19 protein-coding genes are annotated in these 18,739 nt (G+C 69.0%); 14 read left to right on the top strand and 5 right to left on the bottom strand.

Annotated features, from left to right (window positions below; all coding sequences use genetic code 11):
• The first annotated feature begins 64 nt into the window (after positions 1-64).
• The 4 genes from DI526_RS02070 (at position 65) to DI526_RS02055 (ending at position 3,977) form a co-directional block, all read left to right on the top strand.
• Positions 65-781, top strand: coding sequence for an MBL fold metallo-hydrolase (locus DI526_RS02070; protein WP_304273539.1), 717 nt, complete (start codon positions 65-67; stop codon positions 779-781).
• A gap of 170 nt (positions 782-951) precedes the next feature.
• On the top strand, positions 952-1,716 hold the full coding sequence (locus DI526_RS02065) for a response regulator (RefSeq protein WP_304273537.1): 765 nt from the start codon (positions 952-954) through the stop codon (positions 1,714-1,716).
• Positions 1,713-3,134 (top strand): ATP-binding protein, encoded by a 1,422-nt coding sequence (locus DI526_RS02060; protein ID WP_304273535.1) that lies wholly within the window; start codon positions 1,713-1,715, stop codon positions 3,132-3,134. The genes DI526_RS02065 and DI526_RS02060 overlap by 4 nt, the downstream gene beginning before the upstream one ends.
• A gap of 108 nt (positions 3,135-3,242) precedes the next feature.
• Positions 3,243-3,977, top strand: a complete 735-nt coding sequence (locus DI526_RS02055; protein ID WP_304273534.1) for a hypothetical protein — start codon at positions 3,243-3,245, stop codon at positions 3,975-3,977.
• Between the two features lie 15 nt (positions 3,978-3,992).
• Here DI526_RS02055 and DI526_RS02050 read toward each other — a convergent pair whose 3' ends face one another.
• Positions 3,993-4,661, bottom strand: coding sequence for a DUF1345 domain-containing protein (locus DI526_RS02050; protein ID WP_304273532.1), 669 nt, complete (start codon positions 4,659-4,661; stop codon positions 3,993-3,995).
• 120 nt (positions 4,662-4,781) lie between these two features.
• Here DI526_RS02050 and DI526_RS02045 point away from each other — a divergent pair, with 120 nt between their 5' ends.
• Positions 4,782-4,949 (top strand): hypothetical protein, encoded by a 168-nt coding sequence (locus DI526_RS02045; RefSeq protein ID WP_304273530.1) that lies wholly within the window; start codon positions 4,782-4,784, stop codon positions 4,947-4,949.
• Positions 4,950-4,958: 9 nt separating this feature from the next.
• Positions 4,959-5,165 (top strand): general stress protein, encoded by a 207-nt coding sequence (locus tag DI526_RS02040; protein WP_013079804.1) that lies wholly within the window; start codon positions 4,959-4,961, stop codon positions 5,163-5,165.
• A gap of 83 nt (positions 5,166-5,248) precedes the next feature.
• On the opposite strand, the gene egtB is transcribed toward DI526_RS02040, so the two are convergent.
• Together egtB and DI526_RS02030 are read right to left on the bottom strand one after the other, a co-directional pair.
• Positions 5,249-7,423 (bottom strand): ergothioneine biosynthesis protein EgtB, encoded by a 2,175-nt coding sequence (gene egtB / locus DI526_RS02035; RefSeq protein ID WP_304273528.1) that lies wholly within the window; start codon positions 7,421-7,423, stop codon positions 5,249-5,251.
• A gap of 306 nt (positions 7,424-7,729) precedes the next feature.
• Positions 7,730-8,353: a TetR/AcrR family transcriptional regulator gene (locus DI526_RS02030; protein WP_304273525.1), complete on the bottom strand. Its 624-nt coding sequence runs from the start codon at positions 8,351-8,353 to the stop codon at positions 7,730-7,732.
• A 137-nt stretch (positions 8,354-8,490) separates the two neighbouring features.
• Here DI526_RS02030 and DI526_RS02025 point away from each other — a divergent pair, with 137 nt between their 5' ends.
• Together DI526_RS02025 and DI526_RS02020 are read left to right on the top strand one after the other, a co-directional pair.
• Entirely contained in the window at positions 8,491-9,411 is a 921-nt protein-coding gene (locus tag DI526_RS02025) for a haloalkane dehalogenase (RefSeq protein ID WP_304273523.1), read from the top strand.
• Positions 9,408-9,824, top strand: a complete 417-nt coding sequence (locus tag DI526_RS02020; protein WP_304273521.1) for a DUF1330 domain-containing protein — start codon at positions 9,408-9,410, stop codon at positions 9,822-9,824. Before DI526_RS02025 ends, DI526_RS02020 begins: the two co-directional genes overlap by 4 nt.
• Here DI526_RS02020 and DI526_RS02015 read toward each other — a convergent pair.
• Both DI526_RS02015 and DI526_RS02010 read right to left on the bottom strand, forming a co-directional pair.
• A complete protein-coding gene (locus tag DI526_RS02015; RefSeq protein ID WP_304273519.1) occupies positions 9,821-10,840 on the bottom strand; it encodes a lipoprotein in 1,020 nt (339 codons plus the stop codon). The genes DI526_RS02020 and DI526_RS02015 overlap by 4 nt on opposite strands.
• Positions 10,837-12,489, bottom strand: a complete 1,653-nt coding sequence (locus DI526_RS02010) for a sulfatase-like hydrolase/transferase (RefSeq protein ID WP_304273517.1) — start codon at positions 12,487-12,489, stop codon at positions 10,837-10,839. The genes DI526_RS02015 and DI526_RS02010 overlap by 4 nt, the downstream gene beginning before the upstream one ends.
• A gap of 165 nt (positions 12,490-12,654) precedes the next feature.
• On the opposite strand from DI526_RS02010, the gene lptC reads away from it, so the two are divergent.
• The 6 genes from lptC (at position 12,655) to DI526_RS01980 (ending at position 18,737) form a co-directional block, all read left to right on the top strand.
• Complete coding sequence (gene lptC / locus DI526_RS02005; RefSeq protein ID WP_304273515.1) at positions 12,655-13,284, top strand: LPS export ABC transporter periplasmic protein LptC; 630 nt, start codon at positions 12,655-12,657, stop codon at positions 13,282-13,284.
• A 1-nt stretch (position 13,285) separates the two neighbouring features.
• The gene (locus DI526_RS02000; protein ID WP_304273513.1) at positions 13,286-14,410 is read left to right on the top strand and encodes a glycerophosphotransferase; all 1,125 of its coding nucleotides are present in this window, start codon (positions 13,286-13,288) and stop codon (positions 14,408-14,410) included.
• On the top strand, positions 14,407-15,786 hold the full coding sequence (locus DI526_RS01995; RefSeq protein WP_304273496.1) for a lipopolysaccharide biosynthesis protein: 1,380 nt from the start codon (positions 14,407-14,409) through the stop codon (positions 15,784-15,786). The genes DI526_RS02000 and DI526_RS01995 overlap by 4 nt, the downstream gene beginning before the upstream one ends.
• A complete protein-coding gene (locus DI526_RS01990) occupies positions 15,749-17,467 on the top strand; it encodes a fatty acyl-AMP ligase (RefSeq protein WP_304273494.1) in 1,719 nt (572 codons plus the stop codon). The genes DI526_RS01995 and DI526_RS01990 overlap by 38 nt, the downstream gene beginning before the upstream one ends.
• Positions 17,467-18,393, top strand: coding sequence for a ceramide reductase (cerR, locus tag DI526_RS01985; RefSeq protein ID WP_304273492.1), 927 nt, complete (start codon positions 17,467-17,469; stop codon positions 18,391-18,393). The genes DI526_RS01990 and cerR overlap by 1 nt, the downstream gene beginning before the upstream one ends.
• A 92-nt stretch (positions 18,394-18,485) precedes the next feature.
• Positions 18,486-18,737, top strand: a complete 252-nt coding sequence (locus tag DI526_RS01980) for an acyl carrier protein (RefSeq protein WP_013079816.1) — start codon at positions 18,486-18,488, stop codon at positions 18,735-18,737.
• Positions 18,738-18,739 lie beyond the last annotated feature (2 nt).

Below are 18,739 nucleotides of genomic sequence, written 5' to 3'. Positions count from 1 at the left end.
ATAGGCTTTAGGTCAGAAGGGCGGGCGCTTCGGCTCCCGCCCTTTTCCTTTGGAGCTCGCCTGGATGAGTGACGCCATGCCCATCGCGGCCGTGATCGCGCCGGTCACGCCGCTGCAGCAGAACTGCACGATCGTCTGGTGCACGAGGACGATGAAGGCCGCGATCATCGATCCCGGCGGCGAGGTCGACCGGTTGCTGAAGGCCTTGGCCGACAAGGGCCTGACGCTGGAGAAGATCTGGATCACCCACGGCCACATGGACCACGCCGGCGGCGCGGCCGAGCTGAAGGCGCGCACCGGCGTTCCGATCGAGGGCCCGCACGAGGCCGACCAGTTCTGGATCGACCGCATCCAGCAGAGCGGCGAGATGTATGGCATGCCCGAGGCCCGGATCTTCGTGACCGACCGCTGGCTGCACGACGGCGACAAGGTCACCCTGGGCGAGACCGAGTTCGAGGTCCTGCACTGCCCCGGCCACACGCCGGGCCACGTGGTGTTCTTCCACCGCGCCACCAAGTTCGCCCAGGTGGGCGACGTGCTGTTCCAGGGCTCGATCGGACGAACCGACTTCCCGATGGGCAATCACCAGGACCTGATCGACGCCATCACTCAGAAGCTGTGGCCGCTGGGCGACGACGTGCGGTTCGTGCCGGGCCACGGCCCGATGTCCAGCTTCGGCGCCGAGCGCCGCGGCAATCCGTTCGTCGGCGATCGCGCCGTGGCGGCGATGAAGGCCCAGGGCGCGCACTACGCCGCGCCGGAAAGCCACTCGCCGGGCTGAGGCAGGAACCCGACCCGCTAAACAGGGGGAAGCGGATCGGGTCCACGCGCCGGCCGACCGCAGGGTGGGGGGAGCGGCCGTCGACGCACCCTGGCGATGCCATGCCGGGGTTGCATGGCTGTTGCAGAGATGAAATCTGAGCGTGACAGGGCCGTGACAGGAAGATCCCCATGGAAAACGCCCCAAACACGCTCCAAGGCGATCCCGACGCGTCACGTGGCGCCGCGTCCCGCATCCTGATCGTCGATGACGACCCCGGCATCCGCGACGTGGTCTCCGACTTCCTCGCCCGCCACGGCTACGCCGTCGAGACCGCCCAGGACGCCCGCACCATGGAGCAGGTCCTGGCCAGGGGCCCGGTCGACCTGGTGGTCCTGGACGTGATGCTGCCCGGCGAGGACGGACTGGCGATCTGCCGTCGCCTGTCCGCCGCCGCCGATGGCCCGGCGATCATCATGCTGTCGGCGATGGGCGAAGAGACCGACCGGATCGTGGGCCTGGAGCTCGGCGCCGACGACTACCTGCCCAAGCCCTGCAATCCGCGCGAGCTTCTCGCCCGCGTCCGGGCCGTGCTGCGTCGTCGGCAGGAACCCCGCGTGGCCGACGACGTGATCGGCGCGGCGTGCGAGTTCGCCGGCTGGCGCCTGGATCTGGTGCGTCGCGAATTGCGCTCGCCGCAGTCGGTGGTGGTCAACCTCTCCAGCGGCGAATTCTCGCTGCTTCGCGCCTTCGTCGAGCGTCCGCAGCGCGTCCTGACGCGCGACCAACTGCTGGATCTGGCCCGGGGCCGCGACAGCGACGCCTATGACCGCGCGATCGACGTCCAGATCAGCCGTCTGCGGCGCAAGCTGGACGACGGCGGCGGCGGCGAGCTGATCCGCACGATCCGCAGCGAAGGCTACATGTTCACCGCCAAGGTCGTGCGCACCCCATGACGATGTTTCGGCGCGGCGCGCCGCTGTTCGTGCAGGCTCTCGGGCTGGTGATCGTCACGCTGGTGGCCGCCCAGTTGATCGCCATCGCGGTCATCTTCAACCTGCCGCCGCCGCCGCCCGAATTCTATCGCTCGGCCGAGATCGTCCGCGCGCTCAAGACCGGCCAGCCCGTCCAGCCGCGCGACGGCCGCCTCTTGGTCGTCAAGGAACGGAGCTCGCTGCGCTCCAACGGACAGGACAGCATCCGACGCGCCGACTTCAAGGCCGGCATCGCCCGCGCGATCGGCGTGCCGGTGAACCGGGTCGAGCTGCAGATCGACAATGGCCCGCGGTTCTTCGTGCGGCGCACGCCGGTCAACCCGCCGAAGACCTCAGACGACGGCCCCGCCCGACCCAACGCGCATCAGCCCCGCGAGCCTTTCGCCCGGGAGCCCGGATCCGGTGGCCCGCCCGGCTCGCGGAGCCAGGGCCGGGACGAGCCGCTGATCTTCGGCGACTTCAAGTTCGGCGTGCGCCAGAGCGACGGCCATTGGCTGGTCGTCGAGCCCAAGCCCACCTTCCGGCTGGACAGCTGGCAGCAGCGGATCCTGCTGATCCTGCTGCTGTCGGTCATCGCCGTGACGCCCCTGGCCTGGCTGTTCGCCCGCCGCCTCTCCCAGCCGATCACCGCCTTCGCCGACGCCGCAGAGCGGTTGGGCAAGGACCCGCGCACCCCGCCGCTCAATCTCTCGGGCTCGACCGAGGTCGTCGCCGCGGTGTCGGCCTTCAACATGATGCAGGAGCGGCTGCGCCGGTATGTCGAGGACCGCACGGCCATGGTCGGGGCGATCGCCCACGACCTGCGCACGCCCCTTACCCGCCTGAAGTTCCGGATCGAGGCCGCGCCCGACGACATCCGCCCCAAGCTGGCCGCCGACATCGACCAGATGGAGGCCATGATCGCCGCCACCCTGGGCTTCGTCCGAGACACCAACCGGCCCGCCGAGCGGACAAAGCTGGAGCTGGCCTCGCTGCTGGAAAGCGTGATGGACGAAGCCGCCGAGACCGGCGGCGACACCACGGTGGAGCGCGCCGAAAAGACGGTGATCGAGGGGGATCCCGTCGCGCTGAAGCGCCTCGTGCAGAACCTCGTCGAGAACGCCCTGAAATACGGCGGGGCGGCCCGGGGCCGGGTCTACGCCGAAGACGGCATGGCGATCATCGAGATCGACGACGACGGCCCCGGCGTGCCGCCCGCGGAGCTGGAGCGGGTGTTCGAACCCTTCTATCGCGGCGAGCCTTCGCGCAATCGCGAGACCGGCGGGATCGGCCTGGGGCTTGCGGTCGTCCGCTCGCTGGCCCGCACCCACGGCGGCGACGTCGTCCTGGTCAATCGCCCGGAGGGCGGCCTGCGCGCCTGCGTGCGCCTGCCCGCTTAAGGCCACAAAGCCTCGTCAATTGTTGCGCCGCCGTAAGCTCTGCCGCCGCGTCAGACATTGCGCGGCAATGCGAGCGGTCTTCAAAGCTTGGCTATGGAGACCCGGTCTATGACGCTTCGCGCCCTCGCCCTCACCGCCATCCTGGGCGCAACCCTGTCGGCCTGCGCCAGCAGCCCGCCCCAGACGCCCCCTGGCGGTCCAGGCCGTCCCGGCGGTGAGAGCGGCGGACCGGGGGCGATGGGCGGGCGGCAGTTGTTCATCAGTCCGGCCGGCGAGCCGTTCCGCGCTCCCGTCGGCCAGCCCTACCCCGTCGCCGCCTGGTTCGCGGGCGCCGACGCCAATCACGACGGCGCGCTGAGCCAGAGCGAGTTCGTCGCCGACTCGCTGCGGTTCTTCGCCGTGGTCGACGCCGACCATGACGGGGTGATCGACGGCTTCGAGGTGTCGGCCTACGAGACCCGCATCGCGCCGGAGATCGTCGGCGGCGCGGCGCCCGGCCTGCGCCGGGGGCCGATGGGCCAGGGCCCCGGCGGCGGACCGCCGGGGGAAGACGGCTCGCCGAGGAGCCGTCGCGGGGCCGGCTTGGCCTCGAACGTCCTGCAGGGCGCCACGCTCTACAGCCTGCTCGCCGAGCCGGAGCCGGTGATGAGCGCCGACGCCGACTTCAACCGCCGCATCACCCGCGACGAAGCCGCCAAGGCCGCCAAGGCCCGCTTCGCCCTCCTCGACCGCGACAAGGACGGCCTGCTCAAGCTGGACGAACTGCCGAAGACGCCGGCGCAGCGGATGGCCGAAGACGGCAAGGGCCTTGGCGGTCGTGGCGGGCCGCCGCGACGGCGCTAGCCACGCCGCACCGCCTCAACCGCCGATCAGGCTGGCGATGATGTTGATGCCAAGCGCCAGGACGGCGGTGTTGTAGAAATAGGCGGCCGCCGCGTGGGCGGTGACCAACCGGCGCAGCCTGGAGGTCAGGATACTGTTGTCCGAGACCTGGAAGGTCGCGCCGACGCTGAAGGCCAGATAGGCGAAGTCGAGATAGCTGCTGGGCTGCTCGCCGGGAAACTGGATACCGCCCTTGTCCTCGCCCGCCCCAAAATGGCGGTGGGCGTAGTGCAGGACAAACACCGTCTGCAGCACCAGCCACGAGAGCACGAGGGTGGCCACGGCGCTGCCGATGATGACCCCTTTCGCATCGCTGGACAGGTGCTTGGCCGCCAGCATCGCATCGACCACGGCCCCAAGGCTGGCGGCGGTCGCGACCAGCACGATCAGCATCAGCACCGGCACGCCCTCGTCATAGCGCGCCGCGCGCGAGCGCAACTCCCGTTCGTCGGAGCGAATGAACAACGTCCACATGGTGGCGAGATAGACTAGCGCCGCGACGTCCCACGCCAGCAAAAGACCGGCGCCGTCGGGGCCGCCGATGAATTTCGTCACCACCCATGTGATGAGGCCGGCCACGAAAGCCACGGCCAGACGCCAATGAGACAGAGCGCCAGACAGCGTTTTCTTGGGATTGCGCGTCATCTTGGTGCGGCTCCTCTGCAACCGATTGTTCTCGGCCCGGCGTAATTAGTGCGGCTTCTTGGTGAACCGAAAGCCTCCTCGCTGGTTACTTCACCGGAACGCGCAGGAAACGACACCAAAATGACCGACCCCGACGCCCCGCCCCCGCCCGAGCCCAAGCCGCCCGAGTACGAGCCCGGCGTCGTCCCCGTCGAGGAGCCCCCCACCTCGCCGCCGGTCGATCCTGGGGACGACCGTCCCTATGGCGTCGCGCCCTCGCTCGTACCGCCTGTGACCAGTCCCGACTAGGAGCCCCAGATGGACACCGATAGCGAACGTCCCCGCGGTCGTCGCGGTTTCGCCGCCATGGACCCGGAACGCCGTCGCGAGATCGCCAGGAAGGGCGGAGCGAGCGTGCCTAGCGAAAAGCGCAGCTTCGCCAAGGATCGAGACCTGGCCGCCAACGCCGGCCGCAAAGGCGGATCCTCCTCCCGAGGCGGCCGGCCCGGCGAGCGCGGGCTTTAAGCGACCGCCCCACGGTACGAAAGCGCCGGTTCCGAGCTGATCGGAACCGGCGCTTTTTCGCGTCCGCGTGGCTGCTCCACCGATCAGGCGGTCAGCAGATAGACCGCGAAGGCGGGATCGGCGCTGATCCAGCGACGGGCGACGCTCCAGCCGGCGCGCGTGGCGATGGTTTCGAAGGCCTGCGGTCGATACTTGTAGGAGTTCTCGGTGTGGATCGTCTCGCCCGCGGCGAAACGGAAGCCGTGATCGCCGACCATGACGATTTGCTCGCGCACGCTCTCCAGATGCATCTCGATCCGGCTTTCCCCGGCGTTCCAGACGGCTCGGTGAGCGAACGCGGCGGGGTCGAAGGTCCCGCCCAGCTCCCGATTGATATGGACCAGCACATTGCGGTTGAACGCCGCCGTGACGCCTTGGGCGTCGTCATAGGCTGGGATCAAAACCTGCGGGTCCTTGGCGACGTCGGCGCCGACCACGAACAAGGCCCCCTCGCCCAGCAGCGCGCGCGCCTGGCGCAGCAGCGCCTCGGCCTCCGGCGGCGCGAAGTTGCCGATCGTGGAGCCGGGGAAGAAGCCCACGACAGGATGTTCGCGCCACGCCTGCGGCGGTGACATCGCCCTGGTGAAGTCCTCGACCAGCGGCGCGATCGTCAGCGCCGGATAGTCCGCCCGCAGGCTGGCAGCGGCCGCCTCTAGCGCCGTCGGGCTGATGTCGATCGGCGCGTAAACCGAAACCTGCGGCGCCGCGTCCAACACGAGGCGGGTCTTGGTGCTGGCGCCGCTGCCGAACTCGACCAAGGCCGCGTCCTCCGGGATGTACGCCGCGATCTCCGGCGCGATCTCGCGCAGCAGGGCCGTCTCGGTCCGGGTCAGGTAGTATTCGGGTAGATCGCAGATCTGCTCGAACAGGCGAGAGCCCTCGGCGTCGTAGAAGTACTTCGCGGGCAGGGTCTTGGGCGTAGCGGAGAGCCCGTCGATCACCTCGGCCAGAAAGGTGTTCTCGGACGAGGCCTCTTCGGGGCCGCCGTCGTCGGCCAGCCGCACGCCGGCGAACATCCAGCGGCGATCCGGATGGAAGAAGTTTCGATAGGTCGCGCGCGAATGGCCCGGCGGCGTGGCCTCGCAGCCCCCGCGCAGGACCATCTGGTTGACCATGAATTTGCCGTTGTATTCGCCCAGCGCGCCGGCCCCAGGCTTGAAGCCCGGATAGGCGGCGTAGGCGCTGGAGGTCCACTGCCAGGCCGCGCCGTAGAGCTGCCGCAGGCCCGCGTGTCCGGCGCCGGCGGCGACTTCCCACTCGGCTTCGGTGGGCAGCCGCTTGCCCCGCCAGGCCGCATAGGCGGCGGCCTCGTGATAGCTGACATGGACGACCGGCGCGGACGGATCGACGGGCCAACGACCCCGCAGGGTCATGGTGGTCCAGGTTCTGTCGTCTTCCCGCCGCCAGTAGGCCGGCGCCTCCCAGCCCTCTTCCTGGGCCTTCGCCCAGCCCTCAGAGAGCCAGAGATCGACGCGCCGATAGCCGCCGGCCTCGATGAAATCGATCCATTCGCCGTTGGTGACCAGGCGGTCGGCCAGGCGGAACGGCGCGACATAGACGCGGTGCCGGGGACGCTCGTTATCGAACGCAAAGCCCGTGTCGCCCGCGCCGATCTCGACCAGGCCGCCGTCGAAGCGATGGAAGGCTTGCGGTCCCGGATCGGGACGCCCGACCGGCGCGCCGGCCTGGTAGGCCGGGCTGAGCGGCGACTGCGCGAACAGGTGCAGGATATCCATCAGGATCAGCTCCTGGTGCTGCTCCTCATGGGCGAGGCCCAGGTCCAGACGCTCGCGGATTTCGGAGGTCAGAGCGGCGTCCAGAAGCCGCTCCATGGCGGCGTCGACGTGCGCGCGGTAGGCCCCCACCGCCTGGGTCGAGGGCCGCGTCAGCAGCCCCCGTTGCGGCCGCGGCTGCCGAGGCCCCAAGGCCTCGTAATAGGAATTGAACAGGTAGCCGTAGTCGGGATCATAGACGGCGTAGCCGGGCAGAAACGGGACCAGCAGGAAGGTCTCGAAGAACCAGGTGGTATGGGCGCGATGCCACTTCGTCGGGCTCGCGTCAGCCATCGACTGGGCGGACTGGTCTTCCGGCGACAGCGGAGCGGCCAAGAGCTCGGTGCGCCCACGGACCTGGCGGTAGCGTTCGATCTCCGGGCTCGGCGCGACGCCGGCCAGCGTCATCGGGGCCAGATCGATGAGAGCCAGATCGTCGGGGGTCATGGGAGCTCCTCGGGACGTAGTGGCGCTTGCCCGCCCAGGCGACGACAACGTCCGCGAAACTTCGGCGTTCCAGCGCAAGCTGGCAAGCCGCGCGAACGGGCCTGCTGACACTCGGTGTCAGGACCCGCGTCCGGCCGCTAGAACGAACAGCTTCGAAAATCAGATCGCTCGAATGCGAACGATCGATGGAGGGTGGCGCGCCGTGGCGACGTCACTCTATCGCAGGGCAACGATCCGGTTCTCCCATCGCTTGTCCGCCGGCCGGGGAATTGAGCAGCCTCGGCCGGCTCCCACACCGGAAACGCCTCAGGCGCCGGTCGCACGATCAAGCAGCGCCGCGATCATCAGCTTCAAAACGTCCGTCGTCGCGGCCTGCGTAAGCGCCTGGTCGTGGCGAAGCCGTCGCCAGGCGTCGAAGCTCAGCAGCAAGTCGATGGCTTCGAAAAGGACTTGGTCGCCGGACACGGCGCTGGGCAGTTCGCGCCTGAGGATGTCGCGCGTCACCGCGACGAACTTGGCGTTGTCCTCGGCCAAGGCTTGCGACTGATGCCTGTGAACCTCCGAGGCGCGCTTGAAGGGCGCGATCCGCTCGTAAGCCCAACCCCGCCGCTCGACCAGTTCAAGCACCCGCTCGCGCCAGGCGTTGGACCGAAACGGGGTCTCGGCCAAGGCCATCAGCTCGGCCTCGATCACGCCGGACATTTCCCGATAGAGGCTCTCGAGATCCTTGAAGTGCCGGAACACCGTGCGCAGGCCGACCTCCGCGCGGTCCGCCACCAGTTCGGCGGAGGGCGAGACATGGCCCTCCCGGACCAGGTCCAGCATGGCCTGAACGATCCGGGCGCGGCTGTCCTGCCCGCGACGGCGACGTCCGTCCTCGGAAGGCTGATCGGCGAGCGAATGGGGCAGAAGATAATGCGCGCGGTCCAAATCCGAGACCCTCCCGGTTCCTGCTTAGCCTCCGACGAGCACAATCGCCAGCCACCGGGGCGCGAGGTTCCTTGACAGAGCGCAATGTATTGGCACTTTAAGTGTCAATAATGAAGACCTGCTCAGGGAGTGACGCCATGGACGTTCTGCGAACGCCAGATGATCGGTTCGAAGGCTTGGCCGACTGGCCCTACGCCCCCCGTTATACGGAGATCGCCGACGCGGACGGCACGCGTCTGCGCATCCACCACGTCGAGGAAGGTCCCAAGGACCAGCGCCCCGTCCTGCTGATGCACGGCGAGCCGTCCTGGGCCTACCTCTATCGCAAGGTGATCGCCGAGCTCGTCGCCAAGGGCCGGCGCGCGATCGCGCCCGACCTCGTCGGCTTTGGCCGCTCGGACAAGCCCGCCAAGCGCGCCGACTACACCTATGAGCGGCACGTGGCCTGGATGAGCGACTGGCTGCTTCGCAACGACCTGAAGGACATCGTCCTGTTCTGCCAGGACTGGGGCGGGCTGATCGGGCTGCGCCTGGTGGCGGCCTTCCCCGAGCGCTTCGCCGCCGTGGTGGTCTCCAACACCGGCCTGCCGATCGGCCAAGGCAAGACCGAAGGCTTCGAGGCCTGGCTGAACTTCAGCCAGAACGCCCCGGAGCTGCCGATCGGCTTCATCCTGAACGGAGGAACGGCGCGCGACCTGTCGGACGCCGAGCGCGCCGCCTACGACGCGCCCTTCCCGGACGAAAGCTACAAGGAAGGCGCGCGGCAGTTTCCAGCCCTGGTGCCGATCACCCCCGAGCACGCCTCGATCGCCGAGAACAAGGCCGCGTGGGAGGTGCTCGAGCGCTTCGACAAGCCGTTCCTGACGGCCTTCTCGGACGCCGATCCGATCACGCGCGGCGGCGAGGCCATCTTCCAGGCCCGCGTGCCGGCGGCCCGGAAATCCAAGTCCGTGACGCTGAAGGGCGGGCACTTCATCCAGGAGGACGCGCCGACGGACATCGCCGCCCTGCTGGACGAGGTCGTCGCATCCCTGCCCCAGCCGGAGGCGGTGGCATGAAGGTCGTCAACGCCGTCTTCCCCGAACCGCCGCAAATCGCCGAATTCTTCGGCGCGCCCGAGGACGGGCCATTCGTGATGGTCAACCTGCTGAAGTTCCACGACAAGGCGCAGTACCCGGACGGCTCCGACAGCGACCTTTCGGGCAAGGAGGCCTATGCCCGCTACGGCGAGGCGGTTCGCAAGCTGGTCGAGGGCCTGGGCGGACGCATACGCTACAGCGGAACCGTCACCGGGCTGCTGCTCGGCGAGATCGAGGAGCCCTGGGACGCCGTCGCCCTGGCCGAATATCCGTCCCTGGCCGCCTTCCAGGCCATGGCGATGTCGCCGGAGATGCACGCCATCGAGCACCACCGCAAGGCGGGGCTGGCCGGACAGCTGAATATCCGGACGCGGCCGGGGCCTGGCTTCTAGCGCTCCCTCAGCACCGTTCGGAAGCCGATGTGCGAGGCGCCGCTGTCGGGCGGCCCTGGCGTGCGCGCCGCGGGCCGATAGCGGAAGCAGTAGTCGTCCGTGCACAGGAATGAGCCGCCCTTGATCACGTGCTTGGCGACATTCGGCTCGTCAGGGTCGAGGGCGCGGATCTCGGGCGGCCCGCCGGTCTCGATCACGCTGGCCGGCTCCAGGCCCGGCTTGAACCAGTCCTTGGTCCACTCCCAGACATTGCCGGCCATGTCGACGAGGCCGTAACCGTTGGGCGGAAAGCAGCCGACCGGCGCGGCGCTGGCCTTGAAGCCGTCCTCGCCCAGGTCCTGGGCCGGAAAGACACCTTGCCAGGTGTTGGCGCGAGGATGACGGGCGTCCTGTGGCTGGTCGCCCCAGGCGTAGCGCTTGGCGACGAGGCCGCCCCGGGCGGCGTACTCCCACTCCGCCTCGGTCGGCAGGTCGCGGCCCAGCCAGCGGGCGTAGGCCATGGCGTCCTGCCAGGCGATATGCACGACGGGCCAGGCGTCCTTGCCGCGCAGGTTCGAGCTGGGGCCGTCGGGATGGCGCCAGTCCGCGCCCGGGATCACGCGCCACCATTGAGAGGGATCGTCGCTCCGCGCCGCCTTCGCGCCAACGAAGACCAGCGAGGCCGGCCGTCGCTGCTGGGCCGACAGATGCGGATAGTGGGCGGGGTCCAGGGGGCGCTCGGCCAGCGTCCGATAGCCCGTGGCGGCGACGAAGCGCGCGAAGGCGGCGTTGGTGACCTCGGTCCGGTCGATCCAGAAGGGGTTCACATGCACCGGGGCGGGAGGCCCTTCCTCCGGCCGAAGCGGCGCGCCGCCCATCAGAAAGTCACCGCCCGGCAGCCGGATCATGCCGGCCGCCGGATGGACCGGATCGGGCGTCGGCGGATCGATGAGGCAAGCCTTGGGCCCCTTCTGCCCGCAGGCGGCCAGCAGCAACGCGCCGACAATCCCGACGACCGGCGCCCAGGAAGGCCTCAATTGTCCCAATAGACGTACTCGTCGCTTGGCTTGGCCGGTTGGCCGCCCGGGTGGTCGACATAGATCGCGCCCGAAAGCAACGACGGCCAGGCGGGCTTGACCATCTGGCTATCAAGCTGAGCGAGGATCGCCTGAAGCTCCCGCACCTTGTCGGGACGCGCCTTGGCCAGATCCCGGCGCTCGGTCGGGTCATTGGCCATGTCGAACAGCCAGACCTTGTTCGGCTCCTGGGCCACCTGCAGCTTCCAGCCGCCGGCCATCACCACCTTGTAGCGTCCCGAGCGCCAGTACATCGCCTTGTGCGGGTCGCCGCTCGCCTGGCCCTTCACGAAGGGGACAAGGTCGACGCCATCGATCACCCGGTCCTTTGGAAGGCTGGCCCCAGCCGCGCCGGCTGCGGTGGCGAAGATGTCCACGTGGCCGACGGGACTGCGATACACCGCGCCGGCGGGGAGCTGGGCCGGCCAGCGCAGCAGGAATGGCGCCTTGATCCCGCCCTCGAAAAACGTCGCCTTCCACCCGCGATAAGGCCGGTTGATGTCCGGCAGGCCGATATAGTTGGCCCCGCCGTTGTCCGAGGTGAAGATCACCAGGGTGTTGTCGTCCAGCCCGCGATCCTTCAGCGCCTGCAGCACCCGCCCGACATTGCGATCGAGGTTGCGGACCATGGCGCCATAGACCCGCAGCCGATGATCCTTGATCCCCGACAGGGCGTCATAGTCGGCCTTGGGGGCCTGCAGCGGCGTGTGGACGGCGTTGTAGGCCAGGTAGAGGAAGAACGGACGGTTGCGGTTGGCGTCGATCGCCGCGACCGCCTGGTCGGTCAGGTAGTCGGTCATGTAGCGGTTCGGATGGAACAGCGGACCGCCATTGTACTGGACGGCATAGGGCAGCGCGCCCCACAGGAACTTGTCGATCGGATCGAAGTCCTGGCGCGACTCCTCGACCGAGGGATCGCCGACCGGCGCGAACAGCGAGGCGCCGGCCATGAAGCCCAGGCTCTCGTCGAAGCCCTGGTCCTCGGGCCGCGAGCCCTTCACCCCGCCCAGGTGCCACTTGCCCAGATGGACCGTGTGATAGCCGCGGGTCTTCAGCGCCTCGGCGATGGTGATCTCGGTCGCGGGCACGGCCTCGGTGCTATCGTCCTTGGGCGTGTTCTTGACCTCGGCGGCGTTGAAGCGCGACGGATGCAGAGGGTCGCCCGCATGGCCGCCGACCACGCGCGAGAAGGCGACCGGCGTCGGCGTGAACTCGAAGCCGAAGCGCGTGGCGTAGCGCCCGGTCATGATCGCCGCCCGCGACGGCGCGCAGGTGGCGTTGCCCGCATAGCCGTTAGCGAAGGTGACGCCCTGCCGGGCGATCGAATCAATGGCGGGCGTTGGAACCGCGCCGCCCGCGACCCCGCCGCCGTTCAGCGTGATGTCGTTGTAGCCAAGGTCGTCCGCGAGGATGAACACCACGTTGGGCGGGCGCTGCGCCGACGGCGAGACCTGCGGCCCCGGGGTCCAGGCGATGGCGCGATAGGGCTCGATCCTCGGCTGCTTGGCGCGCGCATAGAGGATGATCAGGTCGAAGCGGAAGAACCACACGGCGGCCGCGCTCAGTCCAAGAGCCAGGACCCCGCCGACTATGACCTTCGAGATCCTCATGCCCTTCACCCTCGCGGTTGCGGCGAGAACACTACCTATTGGCACAGTGAGTGTCGATACATTACGAAGCCCGAGCCTACGGTCAGCGCTTTCCGCAATGTACGGCCCCCTGGGAGAAACAAAGGTCTTGGGCGAACGGCGGCGGAGGACTATCCATGGCCGCAAATGCTCACCACGACCGAAGGCGCCCCCGCCATCCCCACTCCTAGCGCCGCAGAACGGGCCCGCAATCGACGCCGGGCGCCGGTCCGTCGGCTGCGCCTGGGCCTGGCGGTGTTCGCGCTCGTGGTCGGCGCAGCGGTCGTCGGCCAGGCCTCGTGGCGAAGCCTGGCGTCCAACAGGCTGCAGACCCAAGCGTCCTCGAGCCCGCTGCTGCTCGAAAAGCCCCGCTTCACCGGCGTGCTGAAGGACGGTCGTCCGTTCCTGATCACCGCCGATCGCGCCGAGCGCGACGCCAAGGACGAGGACCTCGTCCGCCTCAACGCCCCCACCCTGATCCGCGGCTATGGCCAGGCGGACGCCAGCCAGGCCACCGCCCAGAGCGGCGTCTATCGCGAAGCCGCCCACACCCTGCTTCTGACCCAGGACGTGAAGATCACCAATGGCGAGGGCTATGAGTTCGAGGCCCCCCGCGCTCTGATCGACATGCGCACGGGCGAGGTCAGCGGCGACGCGGGCGTGGCGGGCTCGGGCCCGAACGCCAGCACCCGCGCCAACGCCTACAGCGTCAAGGACAAGGGCGACCGCGTCATCCTGAACGGCCGCGTGCGCACGCGCCTGGAGCCCCGTCCCTGACGTGGCCGAAACGCGGGTCTGTTTTCTCTACATCGCGCAGCACCATCAGGTCTGGCACAGCCTGTCGGTGGCCGTCGCCATGGCGCGCGGCTGGCCGCGGCTGCGGGTCGAGATCGCCGCGACGACGCGCGAGCTGCTCGATTATGTCGCCAGCCTTCTGAAGGAGCTCGGCGACGCGCCGATCACCCTGGTTCTGCTGCCGCCCGCATGGATGCGTCGGTTCGGCGGCGGCGGCGCCCCGCCCAAGGCGCCGATGCTGGTCGCCAACGCCCTGCGGCTCGGTCGCTACGACGCCGTGATCACCCCAGAACGGACGACTGCGCTGCTGCGTCGCTTGGGCCTGCGCCATCCGATCCTGGTCTACACCCAGCACGGCGCCGGCGACCGCGAAGGCCCCTTCGAGCCTCGCCTGCGCGCCTTTGACCTGGTCATGGCGGCCGGCCCCAAGCAACGCGACCGAATGGTCGGCGAGGGCTGGGTCAAGCCCGAGAACTGCGCCATGGTCGGCTATCCGAAATTCGATCTGGTCGACGCCCTGCCTCAGCGCCCCGCGCCGCGCTTCGAAAAGCCCGGTCCGGTGGTGCTCTACAATCCGCATTTCCATCCCGAGCTCAGTTCCTGGCCCAGGTGGGGCTGGCGGGTGCTAGAGACCTTCGCGGCCAGCGATCGCCACAACCTGATCTTCTCGCCCCACATCCGCCTATTCGAGACGGCCTCGCCGGAGGAACGCGCGGTCTTCAAGCGCTTCGCCGAGCACCCGCGCATCCACGTCGACCTGGGCGGCCCGGCGGCGGCCGACATGACCTATACGCGCGCGGCGGATCTCTATCTCGGCGACGTCTCCAGCCAGGTCTACGAGTTCCTGCGCGCGCCCAAGCCCTGCCTGTTCCTCAACGCCAGCGGCGCCGACTGGCGGGGCGACCCCAGCTTCCATCACTGGCTGTACGGGCCCGTGCTGGAGAGCGTCGACACCTTGAGCCAAGACCTGGATCACGCCTTCCTGAGCCATGGCGACTACCGGGCGACGCAGGCCGAGGGGATCGTCGAGACCTTCGACATCACCGACGAGCCCTCGTCGCTGCGCGCCGCCCGAGCGATCGCCCGACGACTGGAGGCGGCCGCGTGACCACCGCCGACAATCAGGCGACGCCGCCGATCAAGCGCGTCCTGGCCAACGCCGGCCACCTGCTGAGCGGGCGCGTCGTCAATGCGGTGGTCGGCCTCGCCTACATCGCCCTGACCGCCCGCAGTCTCGGCAAGGAGACGATGGGCGTCCTGGTGATCATCAACGCCTTCGCCCAGTTCCTGGGCGAGGTGGCGCACTTCGAGTCCTGGCAGACGGTCCTGACCTACGGCACCGATCCGCTGCTGAAGAACGAGCGGACCAAGTTCCAGCAGGTGCTGCGCCTGTCGCTGATGCTGGACCTGATCAGCAGCATCATCGGCGTTGGTCTGGGCGTCGTCGGCGCCTGGCTGTTCTGGCAGGAGCTGCGCTGGCCCGAGGGGATGAGCGGCTATGGCGCGCTGTACGCCCTGTCGATCGGGGTGATGACCTCGGCGACCGGGGTCGGGCTGCTGCGCCTATTCGACCGCTTCCGCTTCCTGGCCGCCGAGCAGGCCGTCAGCTCGTTCGTGCGGATGATCGGCTGCGCCATCTGCGCCGTCACCCACGCGCCGATCCAGTATTTCCTGCTGGCCTGGGCGGCCGGCACCTTCGCCTCGTTCTTCTACATCGCCGGCATCGCCATCTGGGACCTGAAGAAGCGCGGGCTGCTGGATGGGTTCTCGCTGTTTGGCCCGACCAGCCAGGGCCTGCCCGGCGTCTGGCGCTTCGCCCTGTCGACCAACTTCTCCGGCACGCTCGAGGTCGGCTTCACCCACGTCCTGACCATGGCGGTCGGGGCCTTGCTCGGTCCAACCCAGGCGGCGTTCTGGCGGATCGGTAAACAGGTCGCCGACGGCATGGCCAAGCCCGCGCGGCTGATGGTGCCGGCGCTCTACCCAGAGCTGGCCAAGATGCGCGCCGCGGGCGGCCAGCAGGCCATGACCAAGCTGGCGATCCAGATCGCCCTGATCGGCGGCGCCGCCGCCGGGGTCTTGCTGGCGCTCAGCCTGCTGGCGGGCCGCTGGATCCTTGAGACGGTGATGGGTCAGGCCTATGGCGCGGCCGCCGGCGTTATGAACTGGCAGGTCGCCGCCGCCGCGATCGGGGTCATGACCCTGCCGCTGGAACCGATGCTGGTCTCGATGCGCGCCGCCGGCGCCGCCTTGATGGTTCGATTGGTGGTCGTGATCTGCTATTTCGCGGCGCTTGTTCCGCTGATCCAGCGTTTCGGCCTGACCGGCGCGGGCGCGGCCTTGGTCGCATCCGCCTTGGCGATGGCCATCGGTATGTATTTGATGGCGCGCCGCAGGCTCGCCCGACTCGCGGCGGAGGAAGACTCCGCGCGCCCGACGAAAGACGATGAAGGCCCCAAGTATGATCACGCCCACGGCGTCTGACCGCACCGTCCGGTTCGCCGACTTCCCGACCCTGACAGAGGCCCTCGATTTCGCCGCGACCGGCGAGACGGGGATCAACCTCTATTCGCTGCGCGGCGAGCTGGTCGAGGCCCTGCCCTACGCCAAGCTGCGCGAGGACGCCCTGGTCCTGGCCCGCCGCCTCCTGGCGACCGACGCCAAGGTCGGCGACAGCGTCGCGCTTCTGGCCGAGACCGACGGCGACTTCGTCCGCGCCTTCTTCGCTTGCCAGTACGCTGGCCTGCTGCCCGCGCCGATGGCCCTGCCGACCCCGCTGGGCGGTCGCGCGGCCTACATCGAGCAGATCACCAACCTGGCGCGCTCGGCCAAGGCCAAGATCCTGATCGGTCCGGTCGGCCTGAAGGACTTCGTGACCGAGATCGGCCAGCGCGCGGAGCTCGACTTCGCCGGCGTCCTGGCGGACCTGCCCGAGGACGGCGGCGCGGCCCTGCCGACCATCACCCCGGAAGATCCCTGCTACCTGCAGTTCTCGTCGGGCAGCACCCGCACCCCGACGGGCGTTCTGGTGCTGCACAAGGCGCTGATGGCCAACTGCGTGGCGATCACCCGCGACGGCCTGCAGGTGCGGCCAGAGGACCGCGCCATCTCGTGGCTGCCACTCTATCACGACATGGGCCTGATCGGCTTCCTGCTGAGCCCGCTGGCCTGCCAGATGTCGGTCGACCTGCTGCCCACCGGCGCGTTCGTTCGTCGGCCGCTGCTGTGGATCGACCTGATCTCTCGCAACAAGGCCACCACCGCTTATAGCCCCACCTTCGGCTACGAGCTGTGCGCCCGCCGCGTCCAGGGCCAGTCGCTGGAAGCCTACGACCTCAGCCACTGGCGCCAGGCGGGCCTGGGCGGCGACATGATCCGCATGCCGCCGCTGAAGGCCTTTGTCGAGGCCTTCGGCCCCGCCGGCTTCTCGGACAAGGCTTTCGTCGCCAGCTACGGCATGGCCGAAGCCACTCTGGCCCTCTCCATGGCTCCGCTGGGCAAGGGCCTGCGGGCCGAGACGCTCGATGTCGAACGCCTGGAGCGCGACGCCCTGGCCGTCGACGCCCCGGAAGGCTCCGAGCGCGCCCGCGACTTCGCCCGCTGCGGCCCCGCCCTGCCAGGCCACTTCCTGGAGGTGCGCGGCGAGGACGGCCAGGTGCTGCCCGAGCGCGGCGTCGGTCGCATCTTCGCCAAGGGCCCCTCGGTCATGAGCGGCTACTTCGCCAATCCGGAAGAGACCGCCCGCGTCCTGTCGGACGATGGCTGGCTCGACACCGGTGACCTCGGGTTCAAGATCGAGGGCGAGATCGTCATCACCGGCCGCGCCAAGGACCTGATCATCCTGAACGGCCGCAACATCTGGCCGCAAGACCTTGAATGGACGGCCGATCACGAGATCGAAGGCCTGCGCAGCGGCGACGTCTGCGCGTTTGCGATCCCCGCCGAGCCGGAAGACCAGATCGTGGTCCTGGTCCAGGCGCGCGGCGGCGACGCCGACAGCCGCGCGGCCCTCGTCGAACAGGTCGCAACCCTGCTGCGCACCCGCCATGGCGTGGACGCCAGGGTCAAGCTGGTCGGCGCCCACGCCCTGCCGCAGACCTCTTCGGGCAAGCTCAGCCGTTCGAAGGCGCGCGCGGCCTATCTGGCCGGGAGCTACGGCGACTGATGGGCGGCGTCGTCGCCGTCACCGGGGCCACGGGCTTCCTGGGCCGTCATCTGGTCCGCGCCCTGGCCGACGACGGCTGGACGCCCCGCGTGCTGGTCCGGCGCGATCCGATCCATCCGCTGTGGCGCGACGTCGAGGTCGAGGTCGTCGCCGGAGACCTGCGGACGCCGGGCGCCCTTGAGCGCCTGAGCCGCGGGGCCGAGGTGGTCGTTCACGTCGCCGGCCTGATCAAGGCTGCGTCGCTCGACGGCTTCAACGCGGTCAATAGCGACGGCGCCCTGGCGGCCGCCCGGGCCGCGCGGGAAGCCGGCGCCCGGTTCATCCTGGTGTCGAGCTACGCCGCCCGCGAACCGGCGCTGTCGAACTACGCCGCCAGCAAGCGTGCCGGCGAGGAGGCGGTGCTGGCCGACTCACCCCACGCCCTGATCGTTCGGCCGCCGGCGATCTATGGGCCGGGCGACACCGAGACCCTGGAGATCTTCAAACTGGCCGCGTCGAGCCCGGTTCTGCCTGTTTTGTCACCGACGGCGCGCGTGGCCATGATCCACGTCCACGACGCGGCGAAGAAGCTCGCGGCCTACTGCAAGGACCCGATTTCGGGCCTGGTGGAGCTGTCGGATGTGCGGCGCGACGGTTACACTTGGACGGAAATCATGAGCGCGGCGGCGGCCGCAATGGGCCGAAACCCAAGCCTGGCAAGGCTTCCCGGCGGGAGCATTCTAGCCGCCGGAGCCCTTGCGGATGCTTGGTCTTTCGCCACCCGGACGCCGAGTGTGTTCGGCTTAGGAAAGGCGCGGGAGTTGCTTCACGCCGATTGGACCCCATCTAGCGCTCCGGAGACGGAGAGAGTACCCAGCGTATTCGGCCTGGCCGATGGGTTCGCTGACACCGTCGACTGGTACCGAAAGCAGGGCTGGCTGCCCTAAAATTCTGTCGCCACACGCAAATGAGGCGGCTATCTGACAGACTCGCCGTTACAGTAGTGTCACGGGTGGGGCTCCCGGAGGTTTGATTTAGAATGGAAACGGTGACGGATCTCAGCTTGCGCGAGATCGGGGTGGCGGCAAGCAAGGTTCTGGGGCGGCCCGTCGAGGTCCGCGCCGAGTCGCACATCGGCCGTGATCTCGCCGTGGACTCCCTGGCCCTGATGAACATCATCATGGAGCTCGAGGACACCTTCGACATCTCCATCCCGCTCGATCGCCTGGCCTCCGTCGAGACCGCCGGCGACCTTTCCAAACTGATCAACGATCTCCGGACTAGGGCTTAACT

Source organism: Caulobacter segnis, assembly GCF_003243465.1.
Classification (GTDB): Bacteria; Pseudomonadota; Alphaproteobacteria; order Caulobacterales; family Caulobacteraceae; genus Caulobacter; species Caulobacter segnis_A.
This window is presented reverse-complemented; position numbering and strand designations above follow the sequence as displayed.

Excerpts from the sequence above, each read along its gene's own strand:
- DI526_RS02060 (WP_304273535.1), top strand. The coding sequence starts at position 1,713 with ATGACGATGTTTCGGCGCGGCGCGCCGCTGTTCGTGCAGGCTCTCGGG.
- DI526_RS02065 (WP_304273537.1), top strand. The coding sequence starts at position 952 with ATGGAAAACGCCCCAAACACGCTCCAAGGCGATCCCGACGCGTCACGT.
- egtB (WP_304273528.1), bottom strand. The coding sequence starts at position 7,423 with ATGACCCCCGACGATCTGGCTCTCATCGATCTGGCCCCGATGACGCTG.
- DI526_RS02050 (WP_304273532.1), bottom strand. The coding sequence starts at position 4,661 with ATGACGCGCAATCCCAAGAAAACGCTGTCTGGCGCTCTGTCTCATTGG.
- DI526_RS02070 (WP_304273539.1), top strand. The coding sequence starts at position 65 with ATGAGTGACGCCATGCCCATCGCGGCCGTGATCGCGCCGGTCACGCCG.
- DI526_RS02020 (WP_304273521.1), top strand. The coding sequence starts at position 9,408 with ATGAAGGTCGTCAACGCCGTCTTCCCCGAACCGCCGCAAATCGCCGAA.
- DI526_RS01990 (WP_304273494.1), top strand. The coding sequence starts at position 15,749 with ATGAAGGCCCCAAGTATGATCACGCCCACGGCGTCTGACCGCACCGTC.
- DI526_RS02025 (WP_304273523.1), top strand. The coding sequence starts at position 8,491 with ATGGACGTTCTGCGAACGCCAGATGATCGGTTCGAAGGCTTGGCCGAC.
- DI526_RS02055 (WP_304273534.1), top strand. The coding sequence starts at position 3,243 with ATGACGCTTCGCGCCCTCGCCCTCACCGCCATCCTGGGCGCAACCCTG.
- cerR (WP_304273492.1), top strand. The coding sequence starts at position 17,467 with ATGGGCGGCGTCGTCGCCGTCACCGGGGCCACGGGCTTCCTGGGCCGT.
- lptC (WP_304273515.1), top strand. The coding sequence starts at position 12,655 with ATGCTCACCACGACCGAAGGCGCCCCCGCCATCCCCACTCCTAGCGCC.
- DI526_RS02045 (WP_304273530.1), top strand. The coding sequence starts at position 4,782 with ATGACCGACCCCGACGCCCCGCCCCCGCCCGAGCCCAAGCCGCCCGAG.
- DI526_RS01980 (WP_013079816.1), top strand. The coding sequence starts at position 18,486 with ATGGAAACGGTGACGGATCTCAGCTTGCGCGAGATCGGGGTGGCGGCA.
- DI526_RS02040 (WP_013079804.1), top strand. The coding sequence starts at position 4,959 with ATGGACACCGATAGCGAACGTCCCCGCGGTCGTCGCGGTTTCGCCGCC.
- DI526_RS02010 (WP_304273517.1), bottom strand. The coding sequence starts at position 12,489 with ATGAGGATCTCGAAGGTCATAGTCGGCGGGGTCCTGGCTCTTGGACTG.